The organism is Vibrio sp. Vb1018 (genome assembly GCF_033338775.1).
Lineage (GTDB): Bacteria > Pseudomonadota > Gammaproteobacteria > Enterobacterales > Vibrionaceae > Vibrio > Vibrio alginolyticus.
On record NZ_JAWOTI010000005.1, the window covers coordinates 241,782 to 260,167 of the forward strand.

16 protein-coding genes are annotated in these 18,386 nt (G+C 43.3%); 11 read left to right on the forward strand and 5 right to left on the reverse strand.

Features of this window, described 5'->3' with window-relative positions; genetic code table 11:
* The first annotated feature begins 118 nt into the window (after nucleotides 1-118).
* The gene (locus R7Z10_RS08280) at nucleotides 119-1,471 is read left to right on the forward strand and encodes a hypothetical protein (protein ID WP_005377421.1); all 1,353 of its coding nucleotides are present in this window, start codon (nucleotides 119-121) and stop codon (nucleotides 1,469-1,471) included.
* Between the two features lie 33 nt (nucleotides 1,472-1,504).
* Here the strand turns inward: R7Z10_RS08280 and R7Z10_RS08285 are convergent, their stop codons facing one another.
* Nucleotides 1,505-2,002 carry a DUF4442 domain-containing protein gene (locus tag R7Z10_RS08285; RefSeq protein WP_005377418.1) on the reverse strand — a complete coding sequence of 166 codons (498 nt, stop codon included), beginning with the start codon at nucleotides 2,000-2,002 and terminating at the stop codon, nucleotides 1,505-1,507.
* A 374-nt stretch (nucleotides 2,003-2,376) separates the two neighbouring features.
* Here R7Z10_RS08285 and R7Z10_RS08290 point away from each other — a divergent pair, with 374 nt between their 5' ends.
* Together R7Z10_RS08290 and R7Z10_RS08295 are read left to right on the forward strand one after the other, a co-directional pair.
* Entirely contained in the window at nucleotides 2,377-3,435 is a 1,059-nt protein-coding gene (locus tag R7Z10_RS08290) for a 3-deoxy-7-phosphoheptulonate synthase (protein WP_206959240.1), read from the forward strand.
* Between the two features lie 21 nt (nucleotides 3,436-3,456).
* On the forward strand, nucleotides 3,457-3,939 hold the full coding sequence (locus tag R7Z10_RS08295; RefSeq protein WP_005377415.1) for a YajQ family cyclic di-GMP-binding protein: 483 nt from the start codon (nucleotides 3,457-3,459) through the stop codon (nucleotides 3,937-3,939).
* Nucleotides 3,940-4,055: 116 nt separating this feature from the next.
* On the opposite strand, the gene R7Z10_RS08300 is transcribed toward R7Z10_RS08295, so the two are convergent.
* Nucleotides 4,056-4,976 carry an NAD(P)-dependent oxidoreductase gene (locus R7Z10_RS08300; RefSeq protein WP_318104606.1) on the reverse strand — a complete coding sequence of 307 codons (921 nt, stop codon included), beginning with the start codon at nucleotides 4,974-4,976 and terminating at the stop codon, nucleotides 4,056-4,058.
* A gap of 460 nt (nucleotides 4,977-5,436) precedes the next feature.
* On the opposite strand from R7Z10_RS08300, the gene R7Z10_RS08305 reads away from it, so the two are divergent.
* From R7Z10_RS08305 to R7Z10_RS08325, 5 genes are all read left to right on the forward strand, one after another.
* Entirely contained in the window at nucleotides 5,437-6,465 is a 1,029-nt protein-coding gene (locus R7Z10_RS08305; RefSeq protein ID WP_318104608.1) for an amino acid ABC transporter substrate-binding protein, read from the forward strand.
* Between the two features lie 218 nt (nucleotides 6,466-6,683).
* Nucleotides 6,684-7,889, forward strand: a complete 1,206-nt coding sequence (locus R7Z10_RS08310) for an amino acid ABC transporter permease (RefSeq protein WP_005377402.1) — start codon at nucleotides 6,684-6,686, stop codon at nucleotides 7,887-7,889.
* 1 nt (nucleotide 7,890) lies between these two features.
* Nucleotides 7,891-8,988 carry an amino acid ABC transporter permease gene (locus R7Z10_RS08315; RefSeq protein WP_017821868.1) on the forward strand — a complete coding sequence of 366 codons (1,098 nt, stop codon included), beginning with the start codon at nucleotides 7,891-7,893 and terminating at the stop codon, nucleotides 8,986-8,988.
* Nucleotides 8,989-9,011: 23 nt separating this feature from the next.
* The gene (locus R7Z10_RS08320) at nucleotides 9,012-9,761 is read left to right on the forward strand and encodes an amino acid ABC transporter ATP-binding protein (protein ID WP_005377400.1); all 750 of its coding nucleotides are present in this window, start codon (nucleotides 9,012-9,014) and stop codon (nucleotides 9,759-9,761) included.
* Between the two features lie 249 nt (nucleotides 9,762-10,010).
* Nucleotides 10,011-10,673, forward strand: a complete 663-nt coding sequence (locus R7Z10_RS08325; protein WP_025766607.1) for a Bax inhibitor-1/YccA family protein — start codon at nucleotides 10,011-10,013, stop codon at nucleotides 10,671-10,673.
* A gap of 76 nt (nucleotides 10,674-10,749) precedes the next feature.
* Here R7Z10_RS08325 and R7Z10_RS08330 read toward each other — a convergent pair whose 3' ends face one another.
* Nucleotides 10,750-11,124, reverse strand: coding sequence for a chromosome partitioning protein ParB (locus tag R7Z10_RS08330; protein ID WP_042523006.1), 375 nt, complete (start codon nucleotides 11,122-11,124; stop codon nucleotides 10,750-10,752).
* A gap of 408 nt (nucleotides 11,125-11,532) precedes the next feature.
* On the opposite strand from R7Z10_RS08330, the gene R7Z10_RS08335 reads away from it, so the two are divergent.
* Entirely contained in the window at nucleotides 11,533-11,862 is a 330-nt protein-coding gene (locus R7Z10_RS08335) for a TusE/DsrC/DsvC family sulfur relay protein (RefSeq protein ID WP_005377396.1), read from the forward strand.
* Between the two features lie 2 nt (nucleotides 11,863-11,864).
* Here R7Z10_RS08335 and yccX read toward each other — a convergent pair whose 3' ends face one another.
* Nucleotides 11,865-12,137 carry an acylphosphatase gene (yccX, locus tag R7Z10_RS08340; protein WP_017634611.1) on the reverse strand — a complete coding sequence of 91 codons (273 nt, stop codon included), beginning with the start codon at nucleotides 12,135-12,137 and terminating at the stop codon, nucleotides 11,865-11,867.
* A 90-nt stretch (nucleotides 12,138-12,227) separates the two neighbouring features.
* Between yccX and R7Z10_RS08345 the strand changes: the two genes are divergently transcribed.
* A complete protein-coding gene (locus tag R7Z10_RS08345) occupies nucleotides 12,228-13,631 on the forward strand; it encodes a methyl-accepting chemotaxis protein (RefSeq protein ID WP_025766604.1) in 1,404 nt (467 codons plus the stop codon).
* Between the two features lie 161 nt (nucleotides 13,632-13,792).
* The gene (locus R7Z10_RS08350; protein ID WP_318104610.1) at nucleotides 13,793-14,986 is read left to right on the forward strand and encodes a class I SAM-dependent methyltransferase; all 1,194 of its coding nucleotides are present in this window, start codon (nucleotides 13,793-13,795) and stop codon (nucleotides 14,984-14,986) included.
* A gap of 52 nt (nucleotides 14,987-15,038) precedes the next feature.
* On the opposite strand, the gene R7Z10_RS08355 is transcribed toward R7Z10_RS08350, so the two are convergent.
* A partial coding sequence (locus R7Z10_RS08355; RefSeq protein ID WP_318104613.1) for a VWA domain-containing protein occupies nucleotides 15,039-18,386 on the reverse strand: 3,348 nt, incomplete at its 5' end.

An 18,386-nucleotide genomic window follows, 5' to 3' on the forward strand; every position in this document is an offset into this window, starting at 1 on the left:
CTCTGTTATGCTGTTGTCGTTCAGCTATATGCCCCAGTCACTCTTTTAGCACTCTTATACTTACCTGCTCAACGGAACGCATAAGTTAAGAATGCTTTAGCAAAGTCAGGAGCTTTCTTTGGTCACCGTCGATAAACAAGACTCAATAACATTAAAAATCAGTCATGCACTCGCAAAGAGCAAAAGTGTCGACCTAGATATTTACTTTTTTATACCTGGTGAGCTTGGTTTAAACGCCGATATCATCAGTGAATCCGAATTTTATTACACCTCAATCACACAGCAACGATCTTATTACAGTACTGAAATCCTTCTTCCGCTAGTACACAGTCGACTTGCCAAACGTGGACGCCTGTCGAATCAGCAATACCGAGTAAGTTTGAGTTTGTTCGCTTACCAATACGTTATCGCGCTAGACAAAGCGGTAGCAAGTTTAAACAAGCATGAGAACAACTCCGTAACGGAAGATGAAGTGGACGAAGTTATCGAGCTCACGCTTGAGATCTTAAAGCGCTTGCGGCGTTCTATTCCTTACGAAGAGAACTTAAAACGCTACTACGTTAACATCGATAACTATCTGTCTTGGTATACCGAGCAAAAGTTCCTGTCACTGGTGGCCCACCTACCACGTGAAGGCGACTATGGCACGATCAAGAAGCGCCTGATCACGCTATGTGAGAAAGAGCAAGCCCATCGTAAACTCAACAAATACAACTCATCAAGAGTCGTTGAAGACGTTACTCGCTTATCTAACAAAATGCGCTTGCTAAGGCGATTGATTGAACACCCTATCGTGCTTCGTGAAGAAACCATATCGATGGGTAACAACATCAAGCGTGCAATCAAAGGCATTGCAACTGGTTTAGTGATGGTTGTCGTGACCTCTACCGTGATTCTCGCTCGCGATTATCTGGGGGAAATTTCTGCTTCATTCATTATCGCGATGTCTTTTATTTACGCTTTACGAGAAATCTTTAAAGATGATTTACGCGATGCTATGTGGCGATGGATCCGTAAAGGCAAGCCAAAATGGCGTAAGAAGTACGTTGACCCAACGACGAAAAAAGTGGTTGGCAAAAAATTGGAGTGGCTCGATTATCGTACCTTAAGTAGCTTGCCGGATAAGATTCAAAGAATACGTAAAAAGCGCGTCGTGCAACGTGAAGAGCAGATTCTTCATTATCACGAGAAAACCGAAATGGCGACCTCTCTTTTCTTGAGTGGTTACGAACAAACGAGAGAAACATTGAACATCAGTTTGCGCCCTATCATCCGCTTGATGGATAAAAGCTCAAACCGAGTTTACCGTTTAAATGAAGGTCAAGTAACCAAAGAGTCAGTAGAGAAACGTCATTTGCTCAATGTGATTGTCAAAGAGGACAACCACACCGATGAGCCTGTTTATTACCGCTGGAAAGTGGTCTTAAATCGCTCCAAAATCGTCTCTATCGAGAAGATTGAACTCAATTAAGCCAACGCCTTTAAACAAACGAGCCACAAACCACTAGGCAGCCTCTTTTCTTTGTTGGGCTGCTTTTTTTATCGAAAGAGTAAGCGAGAATTCAGCCATTGGCTCGTCACCATGTAAGTTAGGACACAGCGCGACAATTTTTACGTCACGATTTACTCGTTCACCCGTTGCCAAGGTGTGCTCGAGCATCTCATCAATGACATGACCATCGTTACAAACAAAGTGCACATCGGCTTCCGGGCGCTTTAAAAACTCGGCTTTCACACCTTTAAATGCTAGCGAGATCGCTTCTCCCTTTTCTTGCGCTTTACTCATAGCAAGAAAACCACCAGCAACATCAGCACCAACGGCTAAAGCGCCGAAATACATGCTATTCAGGTGGTTCTTCGTTCTTCTGCGCAATGGGATACGAACCTCAACATGCTTGCTATCTATCGCAATGATTTTAGGGTGGCAAAGCCAAATCAGCGGCACTTTTGAAAAGCCAAACAGATTTAGATACAAATTCGCACGACGTAGAGCTGATAACATTTTGGTCTCCTTACCAATCTAGTCAGACCAGTTAATCAACGAAAGAAATAGATGTCAAAGAAATGTTAACAAAAGCTCGATCTCACGAGTTATTTAACCCTCATAAAGTGACGGCGTCACCCGTAAGGTATGAAGTTTATCGCATTTACTTAGATTACCTTACAGCGAGATAGAGAAAATGGTTATAAATTCAAATGTATATATATATTGATTTAATGATCAAGTTTTGTCATTTATACATAAGTCATTTAAATGAATACCTACACCTTTGTATACAATTCGGTATTTCCTGGCGAAGATTCCCGTGAAACGGTTTATTCCTGCCTGTAATTCCGTTATCTTTACCCCTTCGCAATAGAGAATAAAGCTATAACATGCCTATAAAAACAGATGAATTGAGAACCCAACCTTTGGGTCCAATGCCTACCCCAGCAGAGCTAGGTAGTGTACATCCTATTACGGATGACGTTGCAGACCGTATCGCTCAATCTCGTCGTCAGATTGAAAACATTTTATCGGGTGAAGACAATCGCCTTCTTGCGATTGTAGGTCCGTGTTCTGTTCACGACACTGAAGCTGCCATTGATTACGCCACTCGTCTGAGTGAAATCCAAGACAAGTACAAAGACGAGCTATTTATCGTGATGCGTACTTACTTTGAAAAGCCTCGTACAGTAGTTGGTTGGAAAGGTTTGATTACGGACCCTAACCTAGATGGTTCTTACGCACTTGAAGCTGGTCTTCATAAAGCTCGTAAACTACTACTGGATATCAACAAGCTTGGTCTTGCGACTGCTACTGAGTTTCTTGATATGATCACTGGTCAATACATCGCGGATTTGATCACTTGGGGCGCGATTGGTGCTCGCACAACGGAATCACAAATTCACCGTGAAATGGCGTCGGCACTATCTTGCCCAGTTGGTTTCAAAAATGGCACAAATGGCAACGTAAAAATTGCAATTGATGCAATTCGCGCATCGAAAGCATCGCATTACTTCTACTCGCCAGATAAGAACGGTCGAATGACGGTTTACCGCACAAGTGGCAACCCTTACGGTCATATTATTCTGCGCGGTGGAGAAAAAGGCCCTAACTTTGATGAAGCATCAGTCAAACAAGCATGTGATGCTTTAGCTGAGTTTGGATTGCCACAACGTTTGGTTGTGGATTTCAGCCATGCAAACTGTCAGAAGCAACACAGAAAACAAATCGACGTAGCTCAAGACATTTGTAACCAAATTAAGTTAGGCAGCACTCGTATTGCGGGTATCATGGCTGAAAGCTTTATTCTTGAAGGCAATCAGCCAATGACTGACATCAATAACCTAACGTATGGTCAGTCTATTACAGATCCATGCCTAGGTTGGGAAGACACTGCTACAATGCTAGATATGCTGGCAAGCGCTGTTAAGTCCCGAAAGTCCCTATAACAAAATAATCAAGGAATCTTCATGCCATCGTTTGATATTGTTTCTGAAATCGATACGGTTGAACTACGTAACGCCGTTGATAATGCTAACCGTGAATTGTCTACTCGTTTCGATTTCCGCAACGTAAATGCGAGCTTTGAGCTAGTAGAAGAAAACGTAAAAATGTCTGCGGAAGGTGACTTCCAACTTAAGCAAATGCGCGACATTTTACGCGGCCACTTAGCGAAGCGTAACATTGACGCGAACGCAATGGATGCACAAGACCCAGACGTTACTGGTAAAAACTGGCACCAAACTCTGCTTTTCCGCCAAGGTATTGATACTCCAACGGCAAAAAAAGTAGTGAAACTTATCAAGGACGCAAAGTTAAAAGTACAAGCTTCTATTCAAGGCGACAAAGTACGTGTTACTGGTAAGAAACGCGACGACCTGCAAGCGACAATGGCAGCGATTCGTGAAGCAGAGATGGGTATCCCATTCCAGTTTAACAACTTCCGTGATTAATCAATCTGAGAAGTAAATAAAAACGCCAGCGCATAATCCGCTGGCGTTTTTTATTGGCTTTAGTGTAACGAACTACGTATCCACTTTAGTATTTGGCACTTTAGTATTTGGCATTGCTAGATAACTAAGTCCTGCCCTTGCAACAATACGAATTCGCTCGTTCCTTGTGGTATGAACACGCAAATACGAAGCTTTTCAGCTTTAGCCTTGGCCAGCATATCCGAAAGCTCAGCAGCGCTCGAGAAAGCTTCTCTTTCTGCATCTCTTCGTATTAGTTCTAACACATTCGCTTCACATCGAGTTGAGTACAGAGCCAGCTCCGCTTGTTGCATATAGCGTACGGCTTTTATTGGCAACATCTCAACATCTTTCCCAACATGAACCCAAGTACAACTTCCCTTTTCATCTAAAGGTGTTGCCATGGTCGCTTGGTAAATTGCTTCTAACTCACGATTATCTCGCGCGTTTTCCACCTCGGGATTCGAGAAGAATTGCTCCCAAAACTTGCGGCGTAAATCGACGCTAGGCAGTGCCTCTTTAATTGAGTTTCGCTTTGAGTTAGCAAAATCCGCCATCAACCCCATGTTTTGTGGCAGTATCGATTCAAGCTTTTCACGGATGTTTCGAATTAAAACTGGCGAAGCTCCACCACTAGAGATAGCGATTTGGATGCGGCCACGATTAATCATTGACGGCGTGATGAAATCACAATAAGGCTTATCATCCACAACGTTAACCAAGATGCCTAGCTCTTTGGCATCTTTGTACACTTGGTGATTTAGCTCAGGATTGTCTGTCGTCGCCCACACTTGAACAAAGTTTTTAGTGACAATGTCACTCGAATAGAAACGTTGTACCCAGCGCAGTTGATGCTCAGAAGCAAGCTTAGACAGAAAATCAACCAACGTCGGAGAAACGATAGTCACATCCGCCCCAGCCTTTAGCAACGCTTCCACCTTTCGGCTTGCCACCTCACCGCCACCCACGACGAGAACGGGTTTATCAATTAAATCTAAGAACAGAGGAAAATATCGCATTTCAATCCATGATTACTCTAATTAGCTGTTGTAGACCATGCTACCAAAAATGGGGCAAGCTCATCACCCTGTTTCGGTATCACAAATAATTTTTGTTTGAATTTTTACTGAACTTCACCTTGCTCAGCTAATGACAGTTTTGATAACAACTTTTTATTCTTTTGTATTGTTCACTCTTCTATTGATTGTTCTGATGCACCAAATTGTCCATGAATTGCACTATTTACAAACAATTAACATTTCGTCATTCTAAATCTCAAGGCACTTTGTAAGTTCTCTCAAAACTTCATTTAAATTATATATTTGAGAATTAACAGATCCTTTCCTACGCTTATAACTGGTTGATCTATCGAATGCCGTTTCTTCGAAAATCAATCACGTAGGACGATAACTCTAACGAATTGGACACGTTATTTCAGGTCACTCCTGATTAAACATGGATCATACAGGAAGGATACAAATGGCAAATAAACTCACAGTTCTTGCTTCCGTCGTAGCGGCTTCTACTGCGATGATGGCAACATCAGCTCAAGCAGCAGACACTACTCTGGACAAAGTCACAAAACAAGGGTTTCTTACTTGTGGCGTAAGTACCGGTCTACCTGGTTTCTCTAACCCTAACTCAAAAGGCGAATGGGAAGGTATCGACGTAGAATATTGCCAAGCACTGGCTGCAGCCGTTCTTGGGGATAAAACGAAAGTTAAATATGTACCCCTAACCGCAAAAGAACGTTTCACTGCGCTTCAATCTGGTGAGATTGATGTGCTTTCCCGTAACACGACCTGGACTCTCCACCGTGACACTGCACTGGGCCTAAACTTCGCAGGTGTGAACTACTACGATGGTCAAGGTTTTATGGTGAAGAAGGAACTTGGTATCTCAAGTGCTAAAGAGCTTGATGGTGCGTCGGTATGTGTTCAATCAGGTACAACAACCGAGCTAAACCTTGCAGATTATTTCCGCAACCAAGGCATGGCGTACAAACCAGTGGTATTCGACACAGCGGCGCAAACTTCGAAAGGTTTTGATGCGGGACGCTGTGACGTATTAACAACTGACCAATCTGGCCTTTATGCACTACGTTTGAATTTGAAAGATCCGTCCTCTGCGGCCGTTCTTCCAGAAATCATCTCTAAAGAGCCACTAGGTCCAGTCGTTCGTCAAGGCGATGATCAATGGTTTAACATCGCTAAGTGGACATTGTCTGCGATGATTAACGCTGAAGAATACGGTATTAGTTCGAAGAATGCGGATGAAATGCTGAAGTCAACAGATCCAAACATCAAACGTATCCTCGGTGTTGATGGCCCTAAAGGCAAAGGTTTGGGTATTCGTGATGATTGGGGCTACCAAGTTATCAAACAAGTTGGTAATTATGGTGAAAGCTTCGAGCGTACAGTCGGTACTGGTTCGCCGTTAGAAATCTCTCGTGGCGTTAATGCGCTATGGAATGCAGGCGGCTTTATGTACGCGCCACCAATCCGATAGAAAGAGTTAATCAGGGCGGTTCATGCCGCCCTTTTTCTTGATTATATCTCACTGTATGAGTAAGGATCGCTCATTGGATGGCGAAAAGCGCTCGCTTGGTGGAACGGCTTTAAAGGTTCGTAAGTCACCAGACATGAGAGCGTTATTCTTTAGCCAGCAAGGACGAAACTTCTTTATACATGCCGATATCTATAACTAAGGTTTGAGGTTATCGCTGTATGAAACCGACACAAGATGCATCGCCAAGTACGATGTCCAAACCAAGCGGAAGCAAGAGCCTGATTTATAATCCTGCCTTTCGTTCTGCTATTTTCCAGATCATTGCCATTGCTGCACTGGTATTTTTCTTTTACACGATTGTAAACAACGCTCTCAATAACTTAGATGCTCGTGGTATTGCAACGGGCTTCGGTTTTCTGAATCAAGAAGCCGGGTTTGGTATTGGGTTAACACTAATTGAATACGATGAAACGTACTCTTACGGTAGAACATTTATCATCGGCCTTCTTAATACGGCGTTAGTCTCCGTATTAGGTATTATTCTGGCTACTGTGATTGGCTTTACCATGGGGGTTGCCCGCCTTTCTTCTAACTGGTTAGTTAGTCGTTTAGCGGCAGTTTATATCGAAACTTTCCGAAATATCCCCCTTCTTCTGCAAATATTCTTCTGGTATTTCGCTGTTCTTCAAGCATTACCCTCACCACGCCAAAGCTTAAGTCTTGGTGAAGCTATTTTCCTGAACGTTCGTGGCTTATATTTCCCTGCACCGACTATGGAACCCGGCAGTAGCTACGTTATTGCCGCGTTAATCTTCGGGGTAATCGCAAGCTTATTAATTAATGTATGGGCGAATAATAAGCAACGTCTCACTGGGCAACAAACCCCAATGGGAAGAATAGTTTTGGGTTTAGTTGTTGGCCTTCCATTGGTTGTGTACTTCCTTGCTGGTATGCCAATTTCACTGAATTATCCTGAACTAAAAGGGTTTAACTTCCGAGGTGGTATTAGCATTATTCCTGAATTGGCTGCGCTACTTTTGGCATTGAGTGTTTATACAGCTTCTTTCATTGCTGAGATTGTGCGCTCTGGTATTAATGCGGTTAGCCATGGTCAAACCGAAGCAGCGATGTCGCTAGGCTTACCACGCTCGAAAACTTTAAAGCTTGTTGTCATTCCTCAAGCGTTACGAATTATTATTCCACCTTTAACCAGTCAATATCTCAACCTCACCAAAAACTCATCGTTAGCGATGGCGATTGGTTATCCAGATCTTGTCTCTGTGTTTGCTGGTACTACCCTGAACCAAACGGGACAAGCGATTGAGATCATTGCGATGACGATGGGCGTGTACTTGACATTAAGTCTGATTACGTCTGCATTAATGAACTTGTATAACCGTAAAGTCGCGCTGGTGGAGAGATAATATGAGTACTCATCAATTTCAACCGGATCTCCCGCCACCCGCCAATACTGTAGGCTTCGTTGGTTGGATGCGGAAAAATCTATTTAATGGCCCTATCAATTCCATTGTTACTGTCATTCTTGCGTATATTGTCGTAACTGCAATATGGTATATCGTGGATTGGGCGTTTATTAACGCAGACTGGATTGGCTCAACGCGTGACGACTGTAGCCGAGATGGTGCTTGCTGGGTATTTATCAGCGTGCGCTGGGAGCAGTTCATGTATGGTTTTTATCCAGAGTCCGAACTATGGCGCCCTCGCCTTTTCTATATCACATTGGCCATGTTTACTGTTTTACTCGCGTATGAGAAGACACCGAAACGGATGTGGATTTGGCTTTTCTTCGTAAACATCTACCCATTCATCATCGCTGGGCTGTTGTACGGGGGTGTCTTTGGACTAGAAGTGGTCGATACACACAAATGGGGTGGATTACTCGTTACGCTCATTATTGCGTTAGTTGGTATCGTAGTTTCACTGCCAATTGGTGTGGTACTTGCGCTTGGTAGACGTTCAGAGATGCCGATCATTCGCAGCATTTGTACCGTCTACATTGAAGTTTGGCGTGGCGTTCCGCTGATTACGGTTTTGTTCATGGCTTCGGTTATGCTTCCATTATTTATGTCTGAAGGTTCAGAGACAGATAAACTGATTCGCGCCCTTATCGGTGTGGTTATGTTTGCCTCCGCTTACATGGCAGAAGTGGTACGCGGTGGTCTACAAGCCATTCCGAAAGGTCAATATGAAGCCGCTGATGCGCTTGGGTTAAGTTACTGGAAAAAGACTGGGCTGATTATCTTGCCACAGGCGCTAAAGATTACTATTCCTTCTATCGTGAACACCTTCATCGGTTTGTTTAAAGACACCAGTTTGGTACTCATCATTGGTATGTTTGACGTACTCGGTATAGGGCAAGCAGCAAACACCGACCCTGAATGGTTAGGTTTTGCTACAGAAAGTTATGTATTTGTCGCGTTAGTGTTTTGGGTATTTTGTTTTGGCATGTCGCGCTATTCGATATGGCTTGAAAACAAACTTCATACCGGTCACAAACGATAACTCATCAAGATCAAGGACGTATTATGACGCAACAACAAGATTACATGATCCAATTGAAGGACATGAATAAATGGTATGGTGAGTTTCACGTACTAAAAAATATTAACCTCGACGTTAAGCGCGGGGAGAAAATCGTTATCTGTGGTCCATCAGGGTCGGGAAAATCAACGATGATTCGCTGTATTAACCGTCTTGAAGAGCACCAAGCAGGCAGCATTTACGTCTCTGGTACGGAATTAACTGAAGACTTAAAGAACATTGAAGCAGTGCGCCGAGAAGTGGGCATGTGCTTTCAACACTTTAATCTCTTCCCTCATTTAACCGTACTGGAAAACTGTACGCTCGCGCCTATCTGGGTGAAGAAGATGCCAAAAGATGAGGCAGAAGCAGTTGCGATGAAATATCTGGAACGTGTAAAAATTCCAGACCAAGCGGAGAAGTATCCCGGTCAGTTGTCTGGTGGTCAGCAGCAACGTGTGGCGATTGCTCGCTCTTTGTGTATGAACCCTAAAGTCATGCTTTTTGATGAGCCAACATCTGCACTCGACCCGGAAATGGTTCGCGAAGTACTGGATGTAATGGTCGAACTCGCCGAGGAAGGCATGACTATGCTTTGTGTGACACATGAAATGGGCTTTGCTAAAGAAGTTGCCGATCGCGTGATATTCATGGACGCAGGAGAGATCATCGAAGAAAACAACCCTGTTGATTTCTTCGAAAATCCTCAATCGGATAGGACCCAAAATTTCCTAGCGCAAATCTTACACCACTAAGATTTAGCCGAATCGACATAAAAAAGCACTGGTTTCTATGAAGCCAGTGCTTTTTGTTACTAAATTCAAAAATCTGTGTAAGAATCAATATAGCTATGCTAGTCAGTAATATTGTGTTACAAGTTGCCAAATACATAACATCTTATTTCTATTATTATTTTATCTAAGTTACGTATGGTTAGGGCTTGATTTTTTGAACTTTCAATCCCATAAATGTACTTAAAAGAAAGTCTCTTATCGAGGAAGATTATGAACAGTCCAATGTTTACCCGCACTTCAACTCAAGAAAGTGCTCTACAAACGAACAAAGTATTGCGTAATACTTACGCTCTACTTTCAATGACACTTTTATGGTCGGCAGTCGTTGCTGGCGTTGCAATGGCATTTAACCTTCCACATCCAGGTATCATCCTAATGCTGGTTGGTTTCTACGGCCTATTATTCTTAACAGAGAAAAACCGTAACAACAGTCTTGGCCTTGTGTTTACGTTCCTATTTACTGGCTTCTTAGGTTACACCGTTGGCCCTATTCTAAACATGTACATAGGTGCAGGCATGGGCGATATCGTATTAACCGCACTCGGTGGTACGGCACTATCTTTCATGGCAGCATCGGCATACGCACTAACAACGAAACGTGACCTATCGATGATGGGTGGCTTAATGCTATCACTATTTGTTGTGCTGGTTGTGGGCATGATTGCAAGCTTCTTTATTCAATCAACCCTTTTACACTTGGCGTTGAGCAGCTTGTTTATCATTTTCTCTACTATGGCGATCCTGATGACAACACAAAGCATTATTCGTGGCGGTGAAACAAACTACATCTCTGCGACAGTAACTTTGTATGTATCAATCTACAACATCTTCATCAGCCTACTAAGCATTCTAGGCATCATGAACGACGATTAATCGTTTCTCGTTAAGTAGAATCAAAAAGCCCGAAGGTAATTCCTTCGGGCTTTTTCTTTGCAAGTAATTCAGTTTGTTACGCTTGGTCTACCGCCAACTCGATAACTTCGTCAGCTTCTGGGTTTTCTCTAAAGCGTCTCACTTTAATCGTTTCCTCTCCTAACATGATTTGCTTGGCGATTCGGTGCATACCGTCAAAAACACGATAGTCACTGGTTAAGATTACCGGATACGACAAATCAGCATTGTTGATTCGTTGGCAATGTTTTGCAATTTCACGGCAGGTTGGCTGTGGCCCTTCATGACTAAACCAAGTCACTTCATTTGGGCCTTTTATATCAGCAATCGCAATTTCTTCTACAGGTAAGGATTCTGCAAGTTGCCAAATTCGCTCGATGGACCAAGTGGATTTTACATTGTCATTAATCTCAATGTAACGTTGTTTCGACATGACTAACTCCTTGTCATCATTGTTGTTTCTAACCTGAATACAGGCTTTCATTAATCCAATGAGAATATCGGTCTATGAAAACAAACACAACGTTGTCAGCTATTCATTCACCCATAAAATCCCATAATCAGACAAGTAGCCAAGAAAAAACCAAAACAAAAATGAATAAGCCTGGATATCCATGCAATTTCGTTGGTACTCACCCCGTAAAATTTCTAACAAACTGAATAGTTTCCTATTTATTTGAATAAAAGAGCATTTATATCAAAGTGCCTAGCTCAGTCAAAAACACTCACCATTTTGTACGCTTTTGCTTCGCTCGATACGACTTCGAGATTCTTTTGTTGAGAACATTCTCGGCTGTCGCTAATCTATAAACATCCATGTTTACTTAACGGATAAAACGTTATGTTCGTTTACAACGGCAAAGAAATTGAAACGGATGCTCAAGGCTACTTATTGGATCATACTCAATGGGAAGAAGGTATGATTGAGCTTTTAGCAAAAGAAGAAGACATCGAGCTTACGGATGCTCATTTGGAAGTTGTGCATTTTGTGCGAGACTTTTATGAAGAGTTTAATACCTCCCCTGCAGTGCGTATGCTTGTGAAAGCGATGGAAAAAGCGCACGGCCCAGAAAAAGGTAACAGTAAGTATCTATTCAAGCTGTTTAAAAAGGGGCCAGCCAAACAAGCAACCAAATTAGCCGGCCTACCAAAGCCAGCTAAATGCTTGTAGATTCATAAAATTTTAAAACCGCGTAACGGCTTATACGACGCAGGTTCCTGCATCACATGCTCTACTGTTGCCGTTCGCGGTCCTTCTTGTAACCATTCCGAAAACGCAACTATTTGCGCGTCTGTTCCACACGCCATCACTTCAACATCGCCATTGTTTAGGTTCTTCGCATAACCTGTTAACCCTAGCTTCAATCCTTGATGGGAAGTATGGTAACGAAAGCCGACGCCTTGAACGTGACCTTTTACTATAAATCTCTCACACTTTACGTTCATCTTTGTACCGCTTCTTTTTACTGAGTGATATATTCTTTTCGTCTATTCACCCCACTAAGGATAGTGGGTTTTTGCACGGTTATTATAATTATGAAAGAAATTCCATTCCGCTGGATTGATAAGTATCTCATTCACTTAAAGATTCAAGAAAAGTTCTATTTGCTCTTCGTTCTCCCTCTTCTTGCTTTAGTCATTCTCACTCTCGTCCTTAATAGCGCGGCTAATACACTGATCTCAAGTATGTACCAAGAAGAGCTCATGCTTATGAAAGGTCTGATAGAGGCAGGCAACCTTTCTCAATCTCAAGTAGCAAGCCTCATCGCTGGTTCAGAAACCGTTTCTATTGGCTCTGGTTCGCAATCCGTGTCTGTTTTAAATGGTACGTACAGTTTGGTTGCGAACCATGAACTTTCTTTATGGGCTGCCCTATCAACGACTCAAGTAAGCATTATCTGTGTGAGCTTGTTTATTCTCGCTCTTGGCGTTTACTACATCATGACGTTTATTGGCGGCGCGATGTTCACGATGAACAAAGCATTAAACACTCTTGCGGGTGGCGACTTAACTGCGAGAATGAACTTCTTCCCTGTTCGCGACGAGTTTAGTGAAATTGCTATTACGATAGACAAAGTTGCAGAACGAGAGCAACAAATGGTGCTGTCGATTCAAGAGTCTGTGGCGTTAATGCAACAAATTAGCTCAGATCTGAATCAATCGATTCATCACAGTTCAGATATTTCAGCGACTCAGCAGGAACACCTCAACTCTCTTGCGAGTGCAACTGAACAGATGGCATCAACGATTCGAGAAGTCGCGACACTAGCTCACGATTCAAGCACGCAAACCGATGATGCGCGAAACGTGGCTCAGTCTGGACAAGTGAAAGTTGAGAATACGCTTCACTCGATTTCGAACCTTTCTAATGAGATTCAATCTGCGTCTCAAGCCGTTGCCGAGTTAGATGCCAATGCAGCACAAATTGATGAAGTCGTGACAACCATCAATGGGATCTCCGAGCAAACCAACCTACTTGCTCTGAACGCGGCTATTGAAGCTGCACGTGCTGGAGAACAAGGTCGTGGATTTGCGGTCGTTGCGGATGAGGTTCGCGCTCTTGCGGGACGCACTCAGCAAGCGACAGTTGAAATCCAAACGATGATTGAATCGTTACAGCGTAACAGCCAGTCGCTTACTAAGCTGATGGAAGTGACAGTTAATAATGCAAATGAGGGACAAAACCTCATGACGGAAGTGAATCACGAAATCGGCTCTTTGGCAGATAAAAATCAAACTATCTCCGACAGTAGCATTCAAATTGCAACAGCAGCTGAAGAGCAAGGTGTAGTCGCGGACAATATCGCCTCAAGCGTTGAAGAGATTCGAGTTCAAGCAGATAACGTGTGCAATATGATAAGCACGACTTCACAAAACGTTGATCAACTGCGTAAGCAAAGCGACACCATGGAAGCACTACTTACTGGACTTAAAGCATAGCAACGGAATCTGTTACAGCAAATTCAAATAAAAGGGTCACTTTAGTGACCTTTTTTGTATTTAAAAGTCACTACAATGTACTGGATTGCCGAGGGATATTGCTTTTACCATTCACATCCCGGACAATACGCCCCTTTCAAAATTCAACAAGAGCTAATGAAATGACAGCTGCTATCTATTTGGTTAAAGGTCGTGAGAAATCGGTCAAGCGCAAGCACCCTTGGATCTTCTCTCGAGGCATCAACAAAGTTGAGGGCGAACCTGCTCTTGGCGAAACGGTTGATGTATTCACTCACGACGGTAAATGGCTAGCTAAGGCGGCATATTCGCCAGCTTCACAAATTCGTGCTCGTATTTGGAGTTTTGATAAAGAAGAAATCGACACCGCGTTTTTCGTTAAACGACTTAAAGACGCACAACTTCTTCGTGAAGACATTATCGAACGTGATGGCCTTACGGGTTATCGCCTTATCGCAGCAGAGTCTGACGGCTTACCAGGCGTTACGATCGACCGTTACCAAAATTTCTTTGTGTGCCAACTTCTCAGTGCTGGCGCAGAACACAATAAGCAGGCTATTGTTGACGCTCTGGTTGAGTGCTTCCCTGATTGTAATGTGTACGAGCGCTCTGACGTGGCCGTTCGTAAAAAAGAAGGTTTCAAAGAGATCACGGGCGTCTTGCACGGCGAAGAGCCACCTAAATCGGTCGTCATCGAAGAAAATGGCGTAAAGATTAGTGTAGATATCGTTGGCGGACACAAAACAGGTTTCTACCTAGATCAACGTGATAGTCGCCAGCAAGCGATGAAATATATGAAAGGCAAAGAAGTTCTTAACTGCTTCTCTTACACTGGTGGCTTCGGACTTTACGCTCTAAAAGGTGATGCAAAGCGTGTGATTAACGCTGACGTGTCACAACCTGCTTTAGATACCGCAAAATTCAACGCAGAACTAAACGAGTTTGATATTTCGAAGAAGCGTGCCGTCTTCCTAAATGCAGACGTGTTTAAGCTGCTTCGTGAGTATCGTGATCAAGGAACTCAGTTCGATGTTGTGATCATGGACCCACCGAAGTTCGCAGAGAGCAAAGCACAACTAAACGGCGCATGTCGTGGTTACAAAGACATCAACATGCTAGCAATGCAAATTCTAAAACCGGGCGGCACGCTACTGACCTACTCGTGCTCTGGCTTGATGGATCAAGTTCTGTTCCAGAAAATCATCGCTGATGCAGCCGTAGACGCTAACCGCCAAGTAAAGTTTGTGGAGCGTTTTGAGCAAGCCGCTGACCACCCAACCGATACAGCATATCCAGAAGGCTTCTACTTAAAAGGTTTTGCATGTAAAGTGCTTTAGGCTACGAATAAGTAAGACAAAGCAGAAGAAAAGGGCCTACTGGCCCTTTTCATTATGGCTCTAAGTTAACCTTAGTTAGTGCGGATAACACATCTCTCTCAAAGTCCGCATTTCCCACGATTAAATCACTAAACTCTGTCGCCCCGTTTTCTATTACGATAGTTTGAATTGAGTTTCCATCGTTATGGGTTATTTCTAGAGATAAGTCATCGCCATCAATGTTCAAGTCAATACTATTGAGAAGTTCTTCTATCGTATTGTGCCCTGCATCTTCAACGACTTCACTCAGATCTAAGGTGTCCAAATCTCTCTCAAAACCTCTAATTAGATCTGTTCCTGTATCCAAGGAGTCGTTGACCCATTTAAAGACATCTGCCTCGTTATCATTACCGATCAAGATGTCATGACTTACGTCCACTTCAGCTTCAATAATATTTGCAGAGCCATTACTTGAAGCATTTACTCCTCCGTTTTCATCAATAACGAATTGCAGGGTGTTCTCACTTTGATCACCATCGTTATCCGTCAATACATAATCGAAGTCTAACGTTTCAACTGTATCACCCACCGCACCATAAAATGCATACGCACCGTCGTTTAAGTCGATTTCCAGAGTATGTTTGCTGTCGATATAGATAGTAAGCTGCATCGTTGTGTCGTCAAATGCATGCGAAATACCATCGTTATTGTCAGTTACTATTAGGTCTGAACCATCAAACGAATAAGTGACACCGTCATGTTCTATTTCGCTAATATAACCACCATCTGCACCAATACCTGTATCTGGAGAAGTGGTATACATCAAGTTCCCCCCAACAGGTTGAATCACTGACTGCAACATAACCGGAGGTAATTGAGTTACGTCAGGAACCACAACACCATCAAGGTCTTGATTCAAAAAGCCATCATATGCTACGCGATCTAATTGCTCCGGCATAAGATTAACGCCCATACCATACGCTAGGGCTGTTATCTGATTATCAGGATCGGTTAGGTGATCAATCCAACTCTGCTCGCGAGCGTCGTTTATAAATGATGACGCAGGGTTTGGCTGACCATCTGACAAGAAGTAACTAACATTCGACGCACTGGTTAACTTACCTACATCATCCCATGACTGTTTTGCTTCATTTAGCGCGTTGTTATAGTTAGTCGCGCCACCCGCAGTTAGCGTCTCAATATACGCTTTGGCCTCCTCGACCGTCAGCCACGTCGCAGCACCTATAGCGTAAGTGGATGCTGTACTGCTATAAGTAATAATTTGAACTCGCGTTTGACCGATAGACTCATATTGATTCAATAACTGAGTTGCCGAATCTTTCATTATCTGCAAGCGATTATCCGTTCGCATAGAACCCGAGACATCCATTATGAGCTGAACGTTGGCACTTTCTTTAGTTTCTGCAACTACATCGTGAATAATAGATGCAGAATCTGGTGAGTCATCTTCCACAATAACGTTGACCGTTGTGGAGTTAGTAAGACCACGAGCATTCGAGACAAGCACAGGCACCTCAATATTTAAGGTGTCTTCTCCAGATGGGTTGGAGTGATCAATCGGACCAAGAAGCTCCGTAGATACCACTCCAGTATCATTGACTGATATTTTGATAACCCCTTCACCGTTCGCTGAACCGATAAGCATTTGGTCGTTATTTGATAACGTCCACGTTACAGAGATCCCGTTACTAGTAAGAGCTGTAGATGGTTCACTGAGCGTAACAGAATCAACGGTTTGACCCAGCGTCAATTGTTCTACATCAGTACTCGAGTCAGTTGTGTCATCAAAGCCGTTTAGAGCAGAGTCATCAGCAATGGCGTTGCTTAAGCCTTCCTCAGAAACGTTTAGAGTTACACCTTCTACAATTGGTGGGGCGTAAGGGTTGACAGAAAAGTACCCCGTTTTACTGTCTCCATCATTATCAGTAATCGTGTAGTTAAAATCGATATCCCCATCGCCATAAGGTGAGGTCAAAGGTAAGTATTGGAAGAACTCCCATTTTCCAGTGCTAGGTGTAAGTTGAACTTCGAATGCAAGCTCTCCATCAGCCTCTGCAATCAGTCTATTAGAGTTTTGTGGATCAACGTATATCAACACGTCTTTACCATCTAGAGTCTCTAAACCAGCCTCACCTCCATTTAAGACTATAGAACCAGGGCCATCAGCTCCATATACAGCACCGAGGTTCCCATCCGCACTAGCAATTGGCACGCCAGAGTACGCACCTGTAAAGGTTATTGATTTAACGGTAAAGTCACTGTTGTCTTCAGTATCCGGGCCATTGCCATTACTGGTCGCCTCGAGGATGATTTTATCAAAGCCTCCCTGTTGAACATTGAAATTTGCCGCGTAATCACCACTGCTTGCGTCAGAGCTGAACGATTGCTGAGCAATTAATACACCATCTCTATAAAAAGATGCGATTCCTTTCTCAAGTTCACCACCAAACATTTTCTCAAATTCTATTTCTGCTCCGTAAGCAACTTTATTGCCTAAGTCTATGATTAACTGCTCTGATACACCCTCATTACCCGCGAATCGATAATCGACTTCGTTTTCTAATTGGAAGCCGTTGTTACCAGAACTTTTAACGCCAATCCCTTCTGATGATTGATTGATTTCAGCTGTTCCCAGCATCACAGATTCGTCAGACACAAAACCGTTTGCAGTCACAACAACATCCCCAAATGTTCGACTGGTTGCGTCTGCCTCACTTCCTGCAAAATCTATGCGCCCTGTCAGAACGTTAGGTGCACCAGTAAGCGACACATCGACGGGTTGAACAACCACAGGCACGTATGGGCAATCATCTTCAACGGCCACATTTAAGCTTTGAGATGTTGTTGTTTGTCCATCACTTACAGAAATCTGTAAATCAAAGTTGATGATGTCTTCCACATCATTAACAGGATGATCAAGTGGCTCAAACAGAGTAATAGTATAGTCCCAAGAGCCTTGACCTGAAGCTGAAGGCTCGCTCAGCACAACAGTAGCAACAACGCTCAGGTGAGCAGTTTTCGCAGTCAGCGTTTGAGTACTGTTGTCCCACGTCCACGATATAGGCTCCCCTCCTAATGTTAGGTTGTTAGGGCCTGCCAATACCACTGAAACATTCGCCGTGTCTGGATCGGCAACTGTGAATGTTCCTGAGAAACTTGCGGAGTTAGTGGTGTCTGAAGGTGATCCTGTATTATCAGGGATACCATTAGCTAAACCTTCTTCCGAAACAACTGCATTCACAATATTTGAAATAGAAGGAGGAGCATCATTATCAATAATCGTTGCCGTACCGGTATCGCTGCCTTGCACTGCACCAATGCCGGTCACCGTCACACTGAAATCTTCAGGGCCTTCATAAACGGCGTCATCAATGGAAGCAATACGCACATCAAACTCAGT

Coding starts and splice junctions, on each gene's coding strand:
- R7Z10_RS08335 (WP_005377396.1), top strand. CDS start 11,533: ATGTTCGTTTACAACGGCAAAGAAATTGAAACGGATGCTCAAGGCTAC.
- R7Z10_RS08290 (WP_206959240.1), top strand. CDS start 2,377: ATGCCTATAAAAACAGATGAATTGAGAACCCAACCTTTGGGTCCAATG.
- R7Z10_RS08305 (WP_318104608.1), top strand. CDS start 5,437: ATGGCAAATAAACTCACAGTTCTTGCTTCCGTCGTAGCGGCTTCTACT.
- R7Z10_RS08320 (WP_005377400.1), top strand. CDS start 9,012: ATGACGCAACAACAAGATTACATGATCCAATTGAAGGACATGAATAAA.
- yccX (WP_017634611.1), bottom strand. CDS start 12,137: ATGAACGTAAAGTGTGAGAGATTTATAGTAAAAGGTCACGTTCAAGGC.
- R7Z10_RS08325 (WP_025766607.1), top strand. CDS start 10,011: ATGAACAGTCCAATGTTTACCCGCACTTCAACTCAAGAAAGTGCTCTA.
- R7Z10_RS08310 (WP_005377402.1), top strand. CDS start 6,684: ATGAAACCGACACAAGATGCATCGCCAAGTACGATGTCCAAACCAAGC.
- R7Z10_RS08350 (WP_318104610.1), top strand. CDS start 13,793: ATGACAGCTGCTATCTATTTGGTTAAAGGTCGTGAGAAATCGGTCAAG.
- R7Z10_RS08315 (WP_017821868.1), top strand. CDS start 7,891: ATGAGTACTCATCAATTTCAACCGGATCTCCCGCCACCCGCCAATACT.
- R7Z10_RS08285 (WP_005377418.1), bottom strand. CDS start 2,002: ATGTTATCAGCTCTACGTCGTGCGAATTTGTATCTAAATCTGTTTGGC.
- R7Z10_RS08295 (WP_005377415.1), top strand. CDS start 3,457: ATGCCATCGTTTGATATTGTTTCTGAAATCGATACGGTTGAACTACGT.
- R7Z10_RS08300 (WP_318104606.1), bottom strand. CDS start 4,976: ATGCGATATTTTCCTCTGTTCTTAGATTTAATTGATAAACCCGTTCTC.
- R7Z10_RS08330 (WP_042523006.1), bottom strand. CDS start 11,124: ATGTCGAAACAACGTTACATTGAGATTAATGACAATGTAAAATCCACT.
- R7Z10_RS08345 (WP_025766604.1), top strand. CDS start 12,228: ATGAAAGAAATTCCATTCCGCTGGATTGATAAGTATCTCATTCACTTA.